Raw genomic sequence first — 15,577 nt, 5'->3', positions numbered from 1 at the left:
CAGCGGATGATCGCTGCCGCCGGAGGCTGTCTTACAAAAGTTTAAGATAAGTTTAATAGAGCAGGCAGAAGGGATTCGCTATAATAATGTCTGAAAGTAATTTTCGAAATTCTCGCAATCGCATGGGGGGAGCTCCATCATTGCTCAGTGAGGAAGATGTATGCCCCGTATAGAAGGAATTATCGCACTGTTGATACAGATCCTGACGGTCATTCCGAGCATCTGGCTTGCCTTTGTGGTTATTTGGGGATTGAGCCGCAGGAAGAAGACATATCCGCACGCCGACAGGCAGGATCGCTTTGCCGTTGTCATCTGCGCCCGCAATGAGGAGGCGGTGATAGACAAGCTTCTGACCAGTCTCTCTCAGCAGAAATATCCTCAGGATAAGCTCAGGATTTTTGTTCTCGCGGATCACTGTACAGATCGCACGGCTCAGACAGCCTCAGGCTTTGATCGCGTCATTGTCATGGAGCGCAATGAAGGGCCCACCAGGGGCAAGGGAGATGTCCTGGCCTGGGGAATCCGCCGCATCATGAAAGAGTATGGCGACGACATCGATTCCTTTGCCTTTTTCGATGCCGACAATATTGTCCGAGAGGACTACCTGATCCATATCAATGACATGCTGCAGTCAGGGGAGGAGATCGTGCAGGGGAATCGCCTGGGAGGCGGCCCCTACAAGACCTTTGTCACCAAGTGGTTTGCCATCTACTGGATGCTCTACAGCTTCCTCTTTTCCTATCCCAGGCAGAAGATGGGGCTCTCAGCCTTTCTGACCGGCACCGGTTTTGCCGTCAAAAAAGAAGTCCTGTCCGCGGGCTGGAGGACCTCGTCCATTACGGAGGATGTTGAGTTCTCCGTCCAGCAGTGTCTGGCTGGCAGGAGAGTTGCCTTCTGTCTGGACGCCGTGTGCTTTGATGAGCAGCCCTCTGAGGTCAGGGTGCTCTTTCGCCAGCTGATCCGCTGGTGTACGGGCTCCTATCAGATCCTTCGCCGCTATATCGGGGCATGGATGCACGCCCTTAAGATCTCCAGTGAAGATCCCTATCGCAGACGCACGACGGACAACCTGATGCTTCTGCTTCTGGGCCCTGTCAATTTTGTCGCATTCTTCGCCAATCTGGTCATGATTCCTCTGACTCTCTGGTACTTCCCGGGACTGGCGCTTTTGGGTCTCGCCTTGATTCTGGCAGGGACGGAGGTTGTCCTCTTCTGTATGATCCGTTTCTTCTATCACCAGGAGCTTCGGCCCTTTATGCCTGCCCTGCTCTTTATGCCGGTCTTCTTCTTCTTCTACAGCATCTGTTCTGTGATTGCCCTGGTACACCCGGTCAGGAGCTGGAAACGGATTGACCACGAGGGCATTGCCGCGCCTCAGGAGAGCAAGGCTCTGCCGCCTGCCGGCAGCAGGAAAGCGATTGCCTCCCGCGAAGATAAGGAGGAGGTCCCATACAAGATGACCGAGTTTCTTGTCCGGGAAGGGGAGAATGACCGCTTGAACCGTGCGGCAGGAGTTAAAGACGCAGAGGGGAGTGACTATGTCCGGAGTTAAGAATCCTCATGAGATAGGAGCGTGCAAAATGCAGGAGGAGAGGCAGGCATGAGGGCTCTGCGTTTTTCCAGTCAGGCCGGGATTATGCACAGTCTGCTTTTGGAGGAGACCTGGGACGCCTTTCCACTGGCAAAGGCAGAGATACGCTCGTCCTTTTCCCTGACCCTTGACGGGCATCTGATTTGCGACTTCTACACCGCGGAAGAATGGGAGAAACTGGAGGCGGCCGGTTACCGCTGCCTGCCCTATGGCCGCCTGCGCAAAATTTGTCTGGAGACCATTTCCGGAAAGAGGGCGCCGGGCTATTTCAAATTCGTCTTTCTGGCTCCGCCGGCCCTGGTCAGTCAGCTGCTTGATCAAGCGGGAAATGGCATGCGGTCAGAGGATGTAGACGCGCTGGCTATGAATCTCACCTATCGGGATGGATCGCTGCGGCTCACGACGGGAACTTCCTGTCGGATATTTTCCATGGACAAGAGTCTCGATCAGGTCTGGGATCATTGGGTATGTGAATTTCTGTCAAAAAATCATCTGGATTGGTCAGAACTTGTGTGAAAAAATTTGTTATTTTTTCCGCTTTATGTTATCCTTGACCCGTTGAGATGTTCTGTTCTGACATAGTTTCGTATGGAGGTATAAAGGAATGGCAAAAGGGACAGTTAAGTGGTTTGATGACCGTAAGGGGTACGGTTTCATCTCTGATGAGGCTGGAAAGGATGTATTTGTACACTTCTCCAAGCTGAACATGGAGGGATTTAAGACCCTGAAAGAAGGAGCTACGGTTGACTTTGAGGTTGAGGACTCCGATAAGGGTCCGCAGGCGATCGACGTCACCGTTGTGGAATAAATCAAATCACCATGAGGAATCATCAAATGTGACTTCTGCTCACATTCGTGGTCACAGAGGAGAAGAGAAGCGGCAGGCCGCTTCTCTTTTTTCTTTGCGGAATCTGTTGTAGAATGGGTTCGTATCACTGTGACGGATCGATAATCTCCGTGCTCAGCACAGGAGGGTGAGGATGTATAAGATTTTAGTTGATTCCTGCGGCGAATTATCAGAGGAGATGAGAGCCGGCGGGCACTTTGTAAATATTCCTCTGATTCTTCGCGTGGACAATGAGGAGATTGTGGACGATGAGAGCTTTGACCAGAAGACCTTTTTGGCCAAGGTGGCCTCCAGCTCCAACGAGCCCAAGTCTGCCTGCCCATCTCCGGATGCCTACATGAAGTGGATGGAAGGGGAGTCAGACCACATCTATATTGTCACGCTTTCATCCAAGTTATCCGGTTCTTACGCCAGTGCCAGTCTGGGGAAAGAACTCTATGAGGAGGAATACGGGGACGCAAAGAAGATTCACGTCTTTGATTCCAGGTCCGCGTCCATCGGAGAGAGCCTGATCGGCTTGAAGATCGAGGAACTGGAGGAAGAGGGTCTGCCCTTTGAAGAAGTTGTCAGCCAAACCCAGGACTATATTGAGAAGCAGCACACCTTCTTTGTCCTGGAGACGCTGGAGACCCTGCGCAAGTCCGGTCGTCTCTCAGGCCTGGCCGCTACGATCATCAAGGCACTGAATATCAAGCCGGTGATGGGATCCACAGAGGAGGGTTCCATTCAGAAGCTTGGTCAGGAGCGTGGAATGACGCGCGCGCTGATGAAGATGGTTCGCTGCCTCATGGAGGTCACGCCGGATCCTCAGAATCGCGTGTTGGCCATTGCTCACTGCAACTGTCCCGAGCGGGCGCAGATGGTCAAGGCCCAGGTGGAGAAGCTGGCGCATTTTAAGAAGATTCTGATTTTGGATACCGCGGGAGTCTCTTCTATGTATGCCAATGACGGCGGTATCATCATGGCTGGTTGATATGACTTATCAGGAAATTGTAGATAAGATAGAGAAAATGAGGCGATTCGGCAGGGCGACAGGATACCAGGTGTCCCGTGAAATGCTGGATCGCCTTTCGCATCCGGAAGAGGGGCAGAGAGTCATTCATATCGCCGGCACAAATGGCAAGGGATCGACAGCGGCGATCCTGGCGTATATTCTGGCGGCACAGGGCTTTCGGGTCGGGCTCTTCAGCTCGCCTCATCTGCTGCGTTTCAACGAGCGAATCCGCATTCTGGAGACAGAGGAGAATCGAAGAGGCGCATTCGATGCGGCGACTGCCCCTCGAGTGATTACAAGGCAGATTTCCGATGACGCCGTCCGGCGCCTGGGAGAGAAGATTCTTGAGCTGCCCATGGAACTGCCGCCCACCATGTTTGACATCTGTTTTTGCATGGGGCTCTGCTACTTTAGGGAAGAGGTCTGTGATTTTGTTATCTTAGAGACTGGCCTGGGGGGAAAATACGACTCGACCCGTGCTTCTTCTGTAGTTCCCCTGATCAGCATCATTACCAGCATCGGCTTAGACCACACGGCGATTCTGGGGAATCGCCCGGAGGAGATCGCGGAGAATAAGGCGGGGATTCTTCGCTCTGGCACACGCTGTATCCTGGGTCCTATGGAGGAGGCGGCCAGCCGGGTGATCATAAGGCGCTGCCGGCAAGAGGGGATTCCCTTTTGGCAGGTGACAAAGAGCAGGGCAAAGGATATTTTTCTGGCGAGGGGACTGAAAAGGGAGGATCTGGCTCTGGAGGGGCATTACCAGCTTTACAATGGAGCCTGCGCGATTCTGGCGGCGGAGATCTTGCATGAGATGGGAGTGACCTGTCAGAAGGGGAGAAAGACAGACAGGGCCCGCGGGAGTGCGACGACCGCGCCGGATTCTGTAAGAGAGGAGAATCAGGCGTTTTGCAGGGCTCTGCGCAGCGGTCTGGCTCAGGTCTCATGGCCGGGGCGCATGGAGAGAGTCAGCTACAGAGGCAGGCAGATCCTGATCGATGGCGCCCACAATCCCCAGGGAGTGGACGCTTTGGCCAAGAGCCTGCGCGGCTTTTATCCGGATACGACCTGTGTCTTTATCATCGGGATTTTGGCGGACAAGGAGTACGACCTGATGCTGGAGGAGATTCTCCCGCTGGCGGCGGAAGTAGTCACGGTAACGGTGGACAGTGACCGGGCTCTGCAGGCAGAGAGGCTGGCTGCTCTGATTCGCGGCCGAGGCGGCTGCGCTCACAGGGCAGGCTCTGTCTCAGAGGCCCTGGAGCTGGCCGCGGACATCTGCAAGAGAAGAGAGGGACAGGGAATCAGGAGCCCTCTGGTTCTCTTCGGATCTCTTTATTTTGTGGGTCAGGTCAAGGCATTCTTGGCCGATTCCCCGGAAGAATTCAGACCGGAGGCGGCGCAGAAGAGGGAAAGCGACATTTAGCGCTTTCCTTACGGACCTTTTTTCGATACAATGTTGGACGTAGATGATGCATTGGGCACCTCTGTGGAGGTGTGTGATGAAAATACGCAGGTATTTGATGTGCGGATTTCTTCTGATGGCCCTGTGCCTGTCGTCCTGCGCAAGAGGATCCTTCCTTCAATCCAGAGAGATAAAACAGGGGGAAGAGGGGGCCGATTCGAAAGAGCAGGCCAGAGATACAGGCAGGGGGGAGAATTCCGGGACAAATCAGACGGAGGGCGACAGGACAGACACCGGTGGAATCTGGGTTCAGATTCAGGGGGCAGTGGAGCGCCCCGGGGTCTACTCTCTTCCCAGGGACAGCCGCTTAAAGGACCTCCTGGAGGCGGCTGGCGGTTTTGGCCGGGACGCCGATACAGAGAAGGTAAATCAGGCCGCGCGTCTGGAAGACGGCGCCATGTATCGGGTGCCCAGACAGGGAGAGGGGCAGAACTCGTCTGAGGAGGGGCAGTCTTCGGAGAATGCTCAGACAGGATCCGGATCTTCATCCAAGGTCAATATCAACCGGGCTGACCGGGACCAGCTGATGAGTCTGCCCGGGATCGGAGCCGGCAAGGCGGATGCGATTATTGCCTATCGCAGGAAGCAGGGAGCGTTTGCCAGAAGAGAGGATATCATGAAGGTCCCTGGCTTGAAGGCGGCGGTTTACGCCAAAATCAAGGATCGGATCACTGTGAATTGAGGTATGAGATGGCCAAAAAGGTGTTGGTGGTCGACGATGAAAAATTGATTGTGAAGGGGATTCGCTTCTCCTTGGAGCAAGATGAGATGAAGGTCGACTGCGCCTATGATGGTCAGGAGGCTCTAGACAAGGCCAGGGAGGGAGACTATGATCTCATCCTCTTAGACGTCATGCTGCCCAGGATGGATGGCTTTGAGGTCTGCCGGGCAGTGCGTGAGTTCTCCAACGTGCCGATTGTCATGCTCACAGCCAAGGGCGACGACATGGATAAGATCATGGGCCTGGAGTACGGCGCGGATGACTATATTACAAAGCCCTTCAATATTCTGGAGGTCAAGGCCAGAATCAAGGCCATTCTGCGCCGGGTCAGGAGCCGGGAGGCGGAAGAGGACAGCGGAAATGTGATCAAATCCGGCGACGTCAGCATGGACACGGATCGTCGAAGCCTTCGGATTGCGGGAGAGGATATCAACTTGACTTCCAAGGAGTTTGATATGCTCCTGCTCCTGGTCAATCATCCGGGCAAGGTCTACTCCAGAGATTCCCTTCTGCACACGATCTGGGGCAGTGACTATCCGGGGGACGCGAGGACGGTGGACGTACACATCCGCCGCCTGAGAGAGAAGATCGAGCCGAGCCCGAGCGAACCCAGGTATGTGCACACCAAGTGGGGGGTGGGCTATTATTTTCAGGCCTGAGACTTCCTTATCGATTTGATACGATTTCAGTCTTTGACATTGTCCCCTGATTTTTTCCCTGTTATACTAATCTCATGAATGCTTTTCGACGACTCCGGGATCAATTTCACAGGCTCAGACTGCGCCTGATTCTCATGATTCTGTTGGCGGGACTGATCCCTTATACCGTCGCTTTTTATCTCTATCTTTATGCCTATCGGCAGAATACCATCAACATTGAAGAAGTGCAGATTCACTCGCAGATGCAGGTTTTGACCGGGGGAATCCTGGACAAGGACTATCTGTCGGATCCTTCGGACACGGAGATCAACAGCCAGCTGGATACGGTTCGTCAGATCTATGGAGGGCGTATTCTGCTGATTGATGATAACCTTCGGGTGATCAAGGATACCAACGGCATCGACAGCGGACGGACGCTGGTCTGGGCGAACGCGATTCGCTCTCTCAAGGGAGAGGCTCTCAGCTACTATGATAAACAGAATAATTTCCTGACGGTTACCCTGCCCATCCGCAGCACGGCGGACGACAACGCGCCTGTTCGCGGAGTGCTCATGGTAGTGCGCTCGATGGACTACATGAACCAGTCCCTGGACCAGATGACCGTGCCCGGGATCATCGGTTTTGTTATTTTAGGCTTCATTCTCCTGGGACTTGCCGCCTGGACCGCGGAGCATACCATTCGCCCTCTCAAGACCATGGAAGAGGCCCTGGATAAGACGAAAAACGGCAGTGCCTCGTCGGGCCTGAAGGATTTAGACTATGCGGAGGCGGAGGAGCTGGCAGGCCATTTCAATGATTTCCTGGGCCGCATGCAGTCTGTGGAGGCTTCCCGGCAGGAGTTCGTCTCCAATGTCTCTCATGAGCTCAAGACGCCTCTGACATCCATGAAGGTCCTGGCGGACTCCATTAACAGTATGGAGGGAGCCCCCCTCGAGCTCTATCAGGAATTCATGCAGGATATGAGTCATGAAATTGACCGGGAGACCAAGATTATCAATGACCTTCTCTCTCTGGTTCGTATGAACAAGACGGGAATCAGCATGAATATCGCGTCTGTCAATATGAATGAGCTGATCGAATCCATTCTGCACCGGGTTCGTCCGATCGCGGACCGGCAGGGAGTAGAGCTGGTCCTCGAGTCCTTCCGTCCGGTTTTCTGTGAGATCGATGAGACCAAGTTTTCTCTGGCGATTACAAATCTGGTGGAGAATGCCGTCAAGTACAACAATCCCGGCGGCTGGGTTCACGTCTCTTTAAATGCTGATCACCAGTACTGTTTTGTGACGGTTGAGGACAATGGAATGGGAATCCCGCAGGATTCGCTGGACCGTATCTTCGAGCGCTTCTACCGGGTGGATAAGTCGCATTCCAGGGAGATCGGCGGTACCGGTCTTGGTCTGGCAATTACGCAAAACGCGATTCGCATGCACCATGGAGAGATCCGTGTGGCCTCTGAGCTGGGACAGGGAACGACCTTTGATGTTCGTATTCCTCTGACCTATATCGTAGATCCCGAGGAGGATGTCATTGCCAGACGGGCAGATGAGATCCGTGAGGAGAGGAGCGGAGAATGAGAAGATCTATCCGGAAGAAATGCGTCTCTCTCGCTCTGATGATGAGTATGGTTATTACACTTCTGACAGCGTGCGGCGGGGACGCGGGGACGCAGCAGATCTACTATATGGATGTGGCCGGGAACAGCTTAAAGATCAGCGCTTACAAGCTCAAGGCCAAAGACACGGAGGGGCAGATCAGTGAGCTTTTAACTGCCCTGAAACAGGCTCCGGATACAGGAAGTGCAGTCAGTGTCATGCCCAGGGATCTGGAAGTGATTTCACATCGCCTGGATGGGGGACACCTGGTCCTGGATTTCAATACAGCTTATGAGCGAATCACAGGACCGAACGAGGTCCTCATGCGGTCTGCGATCGTCAAGACCCTCCTGCAGATCAGCAACATCAGCTCAGTGACCTTTACGGTACAGGGAAAGGCTCTGACAAACGCGGACGGCAGTGAGATTGGCGCCATGAATGCCGACACATTTATGGATTTCGGGGGCGACGCGGAGGACGCTATGGTTCGGCGGACATTTACCCTCTACTATGCCAGCAAGGACGGGCAGAGCCTGGTCAGAGAGAAGAGAGAGATCTATTACAACAGCAACATTTCACCGGAGAAGCTGGTGATGGAATATCTGATGACCAGTCCTCACACGGATGACGCCATCAGTCCGATTCCGGACAGCACCAAACTGCTCAATATCAATGTAAATCGCGGGGTCTGTTATCTGAATCTGGATGAGAATTTCCTCAATGCCACAGATAAAATATCACAGCAGGTCGTGATATATTCGATCGTCAACTCTTTATGTGAGCTGAACGAGATATCCAGTGTACAGATCGCGATCAACGGAGAGATGAATTCCATCTTCCGAGGGGACAAGCTGTCCAATTCTTATACGCCCAACTTCAATATGGTGACTTCCAACGCCGAATAGGAGCGGGGAGGTGGCCTATGCTTAGAGCCAGGCCTCTGGTCATCATGGCCTTGAGTTTACTTGCGGGAATTTTTATTGCGCGTGCGCCTTGCGCGCGCCAGGCAGTTCTGATTCTACTGATTGCGCTTATTTTGCCCGCTGTCGCAGCGGTCCTTTTTATCCCGGGTTGCCCCCTGATCGAGGGCGGCAGGCCCGCGGTCTTATCTTCTCTTATCAACATGAGAAAAGCGGTCAGACGGATCGGACCGGGACTGATGGTCTCTGCCTTCTTCCTGATCGGATTCACGCGCTGCCAGGCCCTCCTGGATCATCAGCTGCGGGTCGCGCAGAAACTGACAGAGGGACAGCAGATCATCGCTGAGGGGAGAATCTATGCCCTTGAGCCGAGGGAAAAAGGCATTCGGGCACTCCTGGGACAGGTGAAAATTTCAGCCCGGGATCATGAAAAAGAGTGGGAACTGGGGAAAATTTATGTCGATGATTTGGCCGAAACCATCGATCAAAGCGGGACGCGCCTTCAACTGGGAGACAGGATCCGCCTCAGCGCTTTATACAGTCCGGGACAGCCTGCGCCAAATGAGGGGGGCTTTGACGAAAGAGCCTATGAATACAGCAGGCAGATCTACGGGCATTTTAAGAAGGCCTCTCATCCGGTTTTGCTTGCAGAGGGGGCCGGTCATCCCTATTGGCATTTGAGGCAGCTGCTTGAGAGCCTGCGGTCAGGGCTGGCAGGGGTCTTTGACAGGAATCTGCCGGCGGAAGAGGCGGGGCTTCTTTCCGCCATGGCGCTGGGGGCAAGGAGCAGTCTGGACGCGGAGGTCAGGGATCTGTTCACCCGATCCGGTCTATCGCATATCCTGGCGATTTCCGGCCTTCATGTCTTCCTCCTGGCTTCCCTTCTCCTTGGGCTTTTGAGGAGCTTGCGCCTTAATCTGACCCTGGCTGCCCTTATTTCCGGTATGGGAATCATTTTCTACGGTATGATGACCGGGAATGCCGTTTCCACGCAGAGAGCGGTGTGGATGTATCTGCTTGTTCTTCTGGGGAAATGTCTGGGCGAGGCCTACGATTCTCTGTCCGCGCTGGCGCTGGCGGCGCTTGTGATTCTGATCCCAAATCCCATGGCCATAGGCGACCCGGGGTTTCAGCTCTCATTCGCGGCGATTTTAGGTATGCAGCTTGTAGCCAGGCCGATGCAGGAGCGCTACCGGTCCGACTGTAAAGAGAAATTTAAGGCGAGACAGCATCAGCTTTTTCGAATGCGTCAAAGGCAACTGCCCTGGAATCGGGGGCGCGACCGTGTATCCGGGTCCTATCAGCCCAACCTGACCCAGCGTATCCTGGGGCAGATAATCCTGGCCCTGGGAATCCAGCTGGCTGTCTTACCCCTGCTCGCCTTCTGCTACAGCGAGATAGCTCTCTATGTGATTTTTCTCAATCTGCTTCTGCTGCCCTTTCTGGGACTGGTCCTGGCGAGCGGTCTGCTGGGAGGATTTCTGGGTCTGGCGGCAGAGCTCGGGTTTCTGAAAGCGCCGGCGGATCTTTGCCTGGGAGTCAGCCACTGCCTGCTCTACTTCTTTGAATGGAGCTCGGATCTGAGTCTGCACCTGCCCGGAGCGAGGATGATTACAGGCAAGCCCCCGATTTGGCTGATCCTTGTCTATTACGGGAGCCTCTTTTATTTGCTGTATGGAAGAGAGAAAAGATGGGCTGTTTATCCCGGGCAGAGAAGGGCAAAGAGTCAAACAAAAAAGCGGCGGATTCAGGGGAGAATTTCCGCGGGGGTCGCCCTTGCCCTTCTGCTGTCGCCGCCGATCCTCTGGTCTGCAAGCCTTCCCTATCTGGCAGGAGCTGAATTTACCATGTTAGACGTCGGACAGGGGGATGGTCTGTACTTCTGTGACGGGAGAGGAGGCCATTACATGATTGACGGGGGATCGACCAGTCTGGATCAGCTGGGAAAGCGGCGTATTCTTCCCTTTCTCAAAGCCAGGGGCATTCGGCAGATCCGCTATTGGTTTGTCAGCCACACCGATCTGGACCATATCAGCGGCCTGGAAGAGGCCCTAAAGGAAGGGTATTCCATACAGAATCTTGTCTTTTCGGCCAATATGCCCTATGTCGATGAGGGGAGAAATCCCGCCTATGAAAGGCTTACTGCTCTGGCAAAGAGAAATGGATGCCGGGTCCTGCTCTGGGATCAGGGGGACCAGCTTTGTATAGAGGGCGGTGGGGAGAAGAAGGAGATCCTTTTGGTGCGCTGCCTGGGACCGGGCAGGGATCATTTGGCCAGGGGGGCCAATGAGAACAGTCTGATCCTGTCGATTACCATGCCGGGACTCTCTGCCTTTTGCGCCGGAGATATTGGGACACAGCAGGAAGAAACCCTGCTGCGCAAGGGCATGTTCTCTGGAGACAAAAGAGAGGGGAAGCTCTCTTTATATAAGGCCTCCCATCACGGGAGCAAGGGAGCCAACAGCCGGGAGATTCTCCAAAGGCTGCGGCCGGATCTGATCTGGATCAGTGCCGGGATCAGAAATCGCTATGGACATCCGGGAAAGGAGACTCTGGAGCGGATGAAGGAGATCGGCTGTCCGATCGATCGAACTATGTATCAGGGGCAGATGACCCTGCGCAGAAAGGGAAGCGACTGGAAATATCAGGTCCGCTTCCCGTGAAATTCGCCTCTTGACACCGATTCGCATGGGAGAAAGTCTGGCTCGATAAAACGATTAGATCAGCTGATCCTCGCGGATCACCTGCGCGTGTTCGATCAAGGTCCGGTAATGCTCCAATCCCTTCGGATCATCCAGGGGGTGAATAGAACACTCGCCCGAGGACTTGTCGACGAGTACAGGGCCGAATTTGCCGTAGCTGTAAGCGGTATAGCCCTCTTTGCCGGACAGAAGGCAGGCGGTATTGTCTGCGGAGTGACCGGATGGATTTCTGTGGAAGAGACTGGTCCAAAATTCCCCTTTCTTTTGGGCCTGCGCGGTCAGTTCTGTCGGATCCAAATCTCGGGGGAGAAAGTCAAAGATATAATAGCGGTGGCAGACCCAGGCGTGATAGAAGAGATTTTCGGCGGGAGCCAGCCGATCGATATAGTCCTGGGCGAGTTGACAGGCCTCGTGGGCATTTGTGACGGTTTGTGACATGATATTCTCCTTACAGGGCCATTGTCCGCAGGGCGCGCTGGACGCGGCAGAGACAGATTATGGCTGTTGTTTTGTCAGCTGAATTTTTTACTATTATAAGCGCTTTTGCCTTCCGATGCCTATCGAACTTAAGTGCGCATTCCGCAGATTGACTTGTATGGAGCGGGATTTTACAATTGTTTTCATGCAGACCATCAATCAGGATATTAAGACGGGACAATTTCACAGAGCCTATTTGCTCTATGGAGAAGAGGACTATCTCAAGCTCCAGTATCGGGATCGGCTGGTCAGGGCCCTGACAGGCGGCCAGGAGAGCATGAATTTCAGCCGGATGGAGGGAGATGACTGCGACCTGAAAGGGCTGATTGATCTGGCGCAGACCATGCCTTTTTTCGCGGACCATCGCTGCATTCTGATTATGGAATCCGGCTTCTTTAACAGTAGCAACGATGAACTGGCGGCTTATCTTGAGACTGTGCCCGAGACGGCTGTGCTGATCTTTGTCGAGAAGGCCGTCAGGAAATCGACCAGACCCTTTAAGGCCATAACGAAGTATGGCTATGCCTGTGAGTTCTTAAAGCCCGATGAGAGAACCCTCATGCAGTGGATCGGAGGCCGCCTGTCCAAGGAGAAGAAGACCATGTCACCCGAGGCGTGGCGGGAATTCTTTCTGCGAAGCGGCGAGAATATGGAGAATATGGAGCGGGAGTACGAGAAGCTTGTGACTTACTGCCTGGACAGAGAACGCATTGAACTCGATGATGTCAGGGCCATCACAAGCCGTCCGCTCAACAACCGTGTCTTTGATCTGATCGACGCCATGGCGAGGCGGGACGGAAAGCTGCTCCTGGAGCACTACGCGGATATGATCGCGGCCAAAGAACCGCCCCTGCGTATCCTCAGCCTGATTGAGCGCCAGTTCATCCAGATGCTGGCGGTGCGGCAGATGTCATCAGATCATCTGTCAGATCGCGAGATCGGACAGAAAATCGCCGTCTCCCCTTATATTGTCGGAAAGATCCGCCGCAGCTCAGAAAGCTATAGCCAGGAACAGATCAGACAGCTGCTGGCGGACGCCTCTGACATGGAGGAGAGAATCAAGACCGGGAAAATTACAGACCGACTGGGAGTGGAAGTCCTCATGATGCGCTATGCCAGGTGAGGCACGCGCCTGCCCGTAATTAATCCTTGACAGGAGCAGGCCCGGACAGTATCATGTACGAGTATGTTTACATTGAACTGTCCGTGTCCGGCTACAATGTAACTAAGGATTTTTTCTATAAGAAACATTCGATTTACATTGGAGGTAATCTAAATTGGCTAACATTAAGTCCGCAAAGAAGAGAGTACTCGTAACTGCTACCAAGACCGCCCGCAACAAGGCAATCAAGTCAGAGGTGAAGACCTACATCAAGAAGGTCGACGCGGCAGTTGAGGCTGAGGATAAGGACGCGGCCCTTGCAGCGCTCAAAGAGGCTACCAGCGTGATCGCCAGAGCATGCTCTAAGGGTGTTTATCACAAGAATACAGCGGCACGCAAGGTTTCTCGTCTCAGCAAGGCTGTCAACAAGCTCGCTTAATCAATCGGACGAGAAGAGGCGTCAGATACACCGATGCCGCAGGAATGAAGGATAAGAGAGTCAACAGCCCGTCATCTGTTGACTCTCTTTTTGTTCGCCGCATGGGCGGATGATGAGAACAGGAGCGGGAAATGCCGTCGAGGGATCATGACCGCGGCGCATGAGGAGCAAATCCATGGGAATCGACCAGAGTAAAATTCGCAATTTCTGTATTGTGGCCCACATTGATCACGGCAAGTCCACCCTGGCGGACCGGATCATCGAGATGACCGGAACACTGACCAAGCGGGAGATGCAGGAGCAGGTTCTGGACACGATGGATCTGGAGAGAGAGCGGGGCATTACAATCAAGTCACAGGCGGTCAGGGTTATTTATCGGGCCAGGAATGGGGAGGAGTACATTTTCAACCTGATCGACACGCCGGGACATGTGGATTTCAATTATGAGGTCTCCCGCGCCCTGGCGGCCTGCGACGGAGCCGTTCTGGTCGTTGACGCGACCCAGGGGGTTGAGGCCCAGACCCTGGCCAATGTATACCTGGCTCTGGATCATGATCTGGAGGTGATCCCAGTCATCAATAAGATTGATCTTCCATCCGCGGACCCCGAGAGGGTGAAGAAGGAGGTGGAGGATGTCATCGGTCTGGACTGTCAGGACGCGCCTTTGGTTTCCGCCAAGACGGGTCTGAATGTAGAGGATGTTCTGGAGGCGATCGTTCATCATCTCCCGGCCCCCCAGGGAGACAGGACGGCGCCTCTGAAGGCTCTGATCTTCGACTCTCTCTACGATTCCTATAAGGGAGTCATTGTTTTCATACGCCTGATGGAGGGCTCAATGAAGGCTGGAGACAGGGTCTGTATGATGGCGACCGGTTTCAGCTGCGAAGTGGTTGAGCTGGGCTACTTCGGCGCCGGTCAGTTTATTCCCTGTGAGGAACTGGAGGCGGGTATGGTAGGCTACTTTACCGCCTCGATCAAGGATTTGAGGGAGACCCGGGTCGGCGATACGGTGACCTCGGCGGATCGGCCGACAGAAGAGGCCCTGCCGGGCTATAAGAAGGTCCAGCCCATGGTCTATTCCGGGATATACCCGGCGGATTCCGCCAGATATCCGGAACTTCGTGAGGCTCTGGAGAAGCTCCAGCTCAACGACGCTGCCCTGCAGTTTGAACCGGAGACCTCAGCGGCCCTGGGATTTGGCTTTCGCTGCGGTTTTCTGGGTCTTCTGCATCTAGATGTGATTCAGGAGCGCCTGGAGAGAGAGTATAAGCTCGATCTGGTGACGACTGCGCCCGGCGTCGTCTATCGGATCCATAAGACGGATGGGAGCCAGATGGAGCTGACCAATCCATCCAATCTGCCGGATCCATCCGAGATCGACTACATGGAGGAGCCTGTCGTCGAGGCGGAGATTATGGTCACATCCGACTATATCGGAGCCATTATGGATCTCTGCCAGGAGCGGCGCGGCCAGTATATCAGCATGGAGTATATTGAGGAGGGCAGGGCTCAGCTTCGCTATACCCTGCCTCTCAATGAGATCATCTATGATTTCTTCGATGTCTTGAAGTCCAGGAGCCGGGGCTATGCCTCCCTCGACTATGAGATGAAGGGCTATCAGAGGTCAGACTTAGTCAAGCTGGATATGCTGATCAATAAGGAACAGGTGGATGCCCTTTCCTTTATTGTGTTCTCAGGCACCGCATACGAGCGGGGGAAAAAGATGTGCGAGAAGCTCAAAAAGGAGATCCCCAGGCATCTCTTTGAGATTCCCATTCAGGCAGCAGTCGGGGGGAAGGTAATTGCCAGAGAGACGGTCCGGGCCATGCGCAAGGATGTCCTGGCCAAGTGCTACGGGGGAGATATTTCCCGCAAGAGAAAGCTTCTGGAGAAGCAGAAGGAGGGAAAGAAGCGCATGCGGCAGGTGGGCAGTGTGGAGATCCCGCAGGAAGCCTTTATGGCGGTTCTCAAGCTGGATTCGGACGACTGAGGATCGGATGCCGCTCTTCGAGGATCGGATGCCGCTCTCCGAGGATCGGGTGCCGCTCTTCGAGGATCGGATGCCGCT

At 54.2% G+C, this 15,577-nt stretch carries 14 protein-coding genes; 13 read left to right on the top strand and 1 reads right to left on the bottom strand.

The genetic code is table 11. The features are described 5' to 3' along the window. Window positions 1-160: 160 nt before the first annotated feature. The 10 genes from GCWU000342_RS02095 to GCWU000342_RS02050 all read left to right on the top strand — a co-directional run bounded on the left by GCWU000342_RS02095 (window position 161) and on the right by GCWU000342_RS02050 (window position 11,452). Window positions 161-1,552 (top strand): glycosyltransferase family 2 protein, encoded by a 1,392-nt coding sequence (locus GCWU000342_RS02095; RefSeq protein ID WP_006905552.1) that lies wholly within the window; start codon window positions 161-163, stop codon window positions 1,550-1,552. Between the two features lie 48 nt (window positions 1,553-1,600). Then, the gene (locus GCWU000342_RS02090) at window positions 1,601-2,107 is read left to right on the top strand and encodes a DUF5721 family protein (RefSeq protein WP_006905551.1); all 507 of its coding nucleotides are present in this window, start codon (window positions 1,601-1,603) and stop codon (window positions 2,105-2,107) included. Between the two features lie 88 nt (window positions 2,108-2,195). Continuing rightward, complete coding sequence (locus GCWU000342_RS02085; protein ID WP_006905550.1) at window positions 2,196-2,399, top strand: cold-shock protein; 204 nt, start codon at window positions 2,196-2,198, stop codon at window positions 2,397-2,399. A gap of 172 nt (window positions 2,400-2,571) precedes the next feature. Beyond that, window positions 2,572-3,411, top strand: a complete 840-nt coding sequence (locus GCWU000342_RS02080; RefSeq protein WP_006905549.1) for a DegV family protein — start codon at window positions 2,572-2,574, stop codon at window positions 3,409-3,411. Continuing rightward, window positions 3,377-4,858 (top strand): bifunctional folylpolyglutamate synthase/dihydrofolate synthase, encoded by a 1,482-nt coding sequence (locus GCWU000342_RS02075; protein WP_083790717.1) that lies wholly within the window; start codon window positions 3,377-3,379, stop codon window positions 4,856-4,858. Before GCWU000342_RS02080 ends, GCWU000342_RS02075 begins: the two co-directional genes overlap by 35 nt. A 76-nt stretch (window positions 4,859-4,934) precedes the next feature. Beyond that, on the top strand, window positions 4,935-5,579 hold the full coding sequence (locus tag GCWU000342_RS02070) for a helix-hairpin-helix domain-containing protein (RefSeq protein ID WP_006905547.1): 645 nt from the start codon (window positions 4,935-4,937) through the stop codon (window positions 5,577-5,579). An 8-nt stretch (window positions 5,580-5,587) separates the two neighbouring features. After that, the gene (locus tag GCWU000342_RS02065; RefSeq protein WP_006905546.1) at window positions 5,588-6,277 is read left to right on the top strand and encodes a response regulator transcription factor; all 690 of its coding nucleotides are present in this window, start codon (window positions 5,588-5,590) and stop codon (window positions 6,275-6,277) included. Between the two features lie 74 nt (window positions 6,278-6,351). Next, on the top strand, window positions 6,352-7,851 hold the full coding sequence (locus GCWU000342_RS02060; RefSeq protein WP_006905545.1) for a sensor histidine kinase: 1,500 nt from the start codon (window positions 6,352-6,354) through the stop codon (window positions 7,849-7,851). Continuing rightward, window positions 7,848-8,774, top strand: a complete 927-nt coding sequence (locus tag GCWU000342_RS02055; RefSeq protein ID WP_006905544.1) for a GerMN domain-containing protein — start codon at window positions 7,848-7,850, stop codon at window positions 8,772-8,774. Before GCWU000342_RS02060 ends, GCWU000342_RS02055 begins: the two co-directional genes overlap by 4 nt. 17 nt (window positions 8,775-8,791) lie before the next feature. Then, window positions 8,792-11,452 carry a DNA internalization-related competence protein ComEC/Rec2 gene (locus GCWU000342_RS02050; protein WP_006905543.1) on the top strand — a complete coding sequence of 887 codons (2,661 nt, stop codon included), beginning with the start codon at window positions 8,792-8,794 and terminating at the stop codon, window positions 11,450-11,452. Between the two features lie 54 nt (window positions 11,453-11,506). Here GCWU000342_RS02050 and GCWU000342_RS02045 read toward each other — a convergent pair whose 3' ends face one another. Continuing rightward, window positions 11,507-11,929 carry a hypothetical protein gene (locus GCWU000342_RS02045; protein ID WP_006905542.1) on the bottom strand — a complete coding sequence of 141 codons (423 nt, stop codon included), beginning with the start codon at window positions 11,927-11,929 and terminating at the stop codon, window positions 11,507-11,509. A gap of 157 nt (window positions 11,930-12,086) precedes the next feature. On the opposite strand from GCWU000342_RS02045, the gene holA reads away from it, so the two are divergent. The 3 genes from holA to lepA all read left to right on the top strand — a co-directional run bounded on the left by holA (window position 12,087) and on the right by lepA (window position 15,499). Continuing rightward, entirely contained in the window at window positions 12,087-13,091 is a 1,005-nt protein-coding gene (gene holA, locus GCWU000342_RS02040) for a DNA polymerase III subunit delta (protein ID WP_006905541.1), read from the top strand. Between the two features lie 154 nt (window positions 13,092-13,245). Next, a complete protein-coding gene (gene rpsT / locus GCWU000342_RS02035; RefSeq protein WP_006905540.1) occupies window positions 13,246-13,509 on the top strand; it encodes a 30S ribosomal protein S20 in 264 nt (87 codons plus the stop codon). A 175-nt stretch (window positions 13,510-13,684) separates the two neighbouring features. Next, complete coding sequence (gene lepA / locus GCWU000342_RS02030; protein WP_044961070.1) at window positions 13,685-15,499, top strand: translation elongation factor 4; 1,815 nt, start codon at window positions 13,685-13,687, stop codon at window positions 15,497-15,499. Window positions 15,500-15,577 lie beyond the last annotated feature (78 nt).

The sequence above is a fragment of the Shuttleworthella satelles DSM 14600 genome, assembly GCF_000160115.1.
Taxonomy (GTDB): domain Bacteria; phylum Bacillota; class Clostridia; order Lachnospirales; family Lachnospiraceae; genus Shuttleworthia; species Shuttleworthia satelles.
Note: the sequence above shows the minus strand (reverse complement) of the source record. Positions and strands in the feature narration are given on the sequence as shown.

Coding starts and splice junctions, on each gene's coding strand:
- GCWU000342_RS02075 (WP_083790717.1), top strand. CDS start 3,377: ATGCCAATGACGGCGGTATCATCATGGCTGGTTGATATGACTTATCAG.
- GCWU000342_RS02080 (WP_006905549.1), top strand. CDS start 2,572: ATGTATAAGATTTTAGTTGATTCCTGCGGCGAATTATCAGAGGAGATG.
- GCWU000342_RS02055 (WP_006905544.1), top strand. CDS start 7,848: ATGAGAAGATCTATCCGGAAGAAATGCGTCTCTCTCGCTCTGATGATG.
- GCWU000342_RS02070 (WP_006905547.1), top strand. CDS start 4,935: ATGAAAATACGCAGGTATTTGATGTGCGGATTTCTTCTGATGGCCCTG.
- holA (WP_006905541.1), top strand. CDS start 12,087: ATGGAGCGGGATTTTACAATTGTTTTCATGCAGACCATCAATCAGGAT.
- GCWU000342_RS02050 (WP_006905543.1), top strand. CDS start 8,792: ATGCTTAGAGCCAGGCCTCTGGTCATCATGGCCTTGAGTTTACTTGCG.
- GCWU000342_RS02065 (WP_006905546.1), top strand. CDS start 5,588: ATGGCCAAAAAGGTGTTGGTGGTCGACGATGAAAAATTGATTGTGAAG.
- GCWU000342_RS02045 (WP_006905542.1), bottom strand. CDS start 11,929: ATGTCACAAACCGTCACAAATGCCCACGAGGCCTGTCAACTCGCCCAG.
- lepA (WP_044961070.1), top strand. CDS start 13,685: ATGGGAATCGACCAGAGTAAAATTCGCAATTTCTGTATTGTGGCCCAC.
- GCWU000342_RS02095 (WP_006905552.1), top strand. CDS start 161: ATGCCCCGTATAGAAGGAATTATCGCACTGTTGATACAGATCCTGACG.
- GCWU000342_RS02060 (WP_006905545.1), top strand. CDS start 6,352: ATGAATGCTTTTCGACGACTCCGGGATCAATTTCACAGGCTCAGACTG.
- GCWU000342_RS02085 (WP_006905550.1), top strand. CDS start 2,196: ATGGCAAAAGGGACAGTTAAGTGGTTTGATGACCGTAAGGGGTACGGT.
- GCWU000342_RS02090 (WP_006905551.1), top strand. CDS start 1,601: ATGAGGGCTCTGCGTTTTTCCAGTCAGGCCGGGATTATGCACAGTCTG.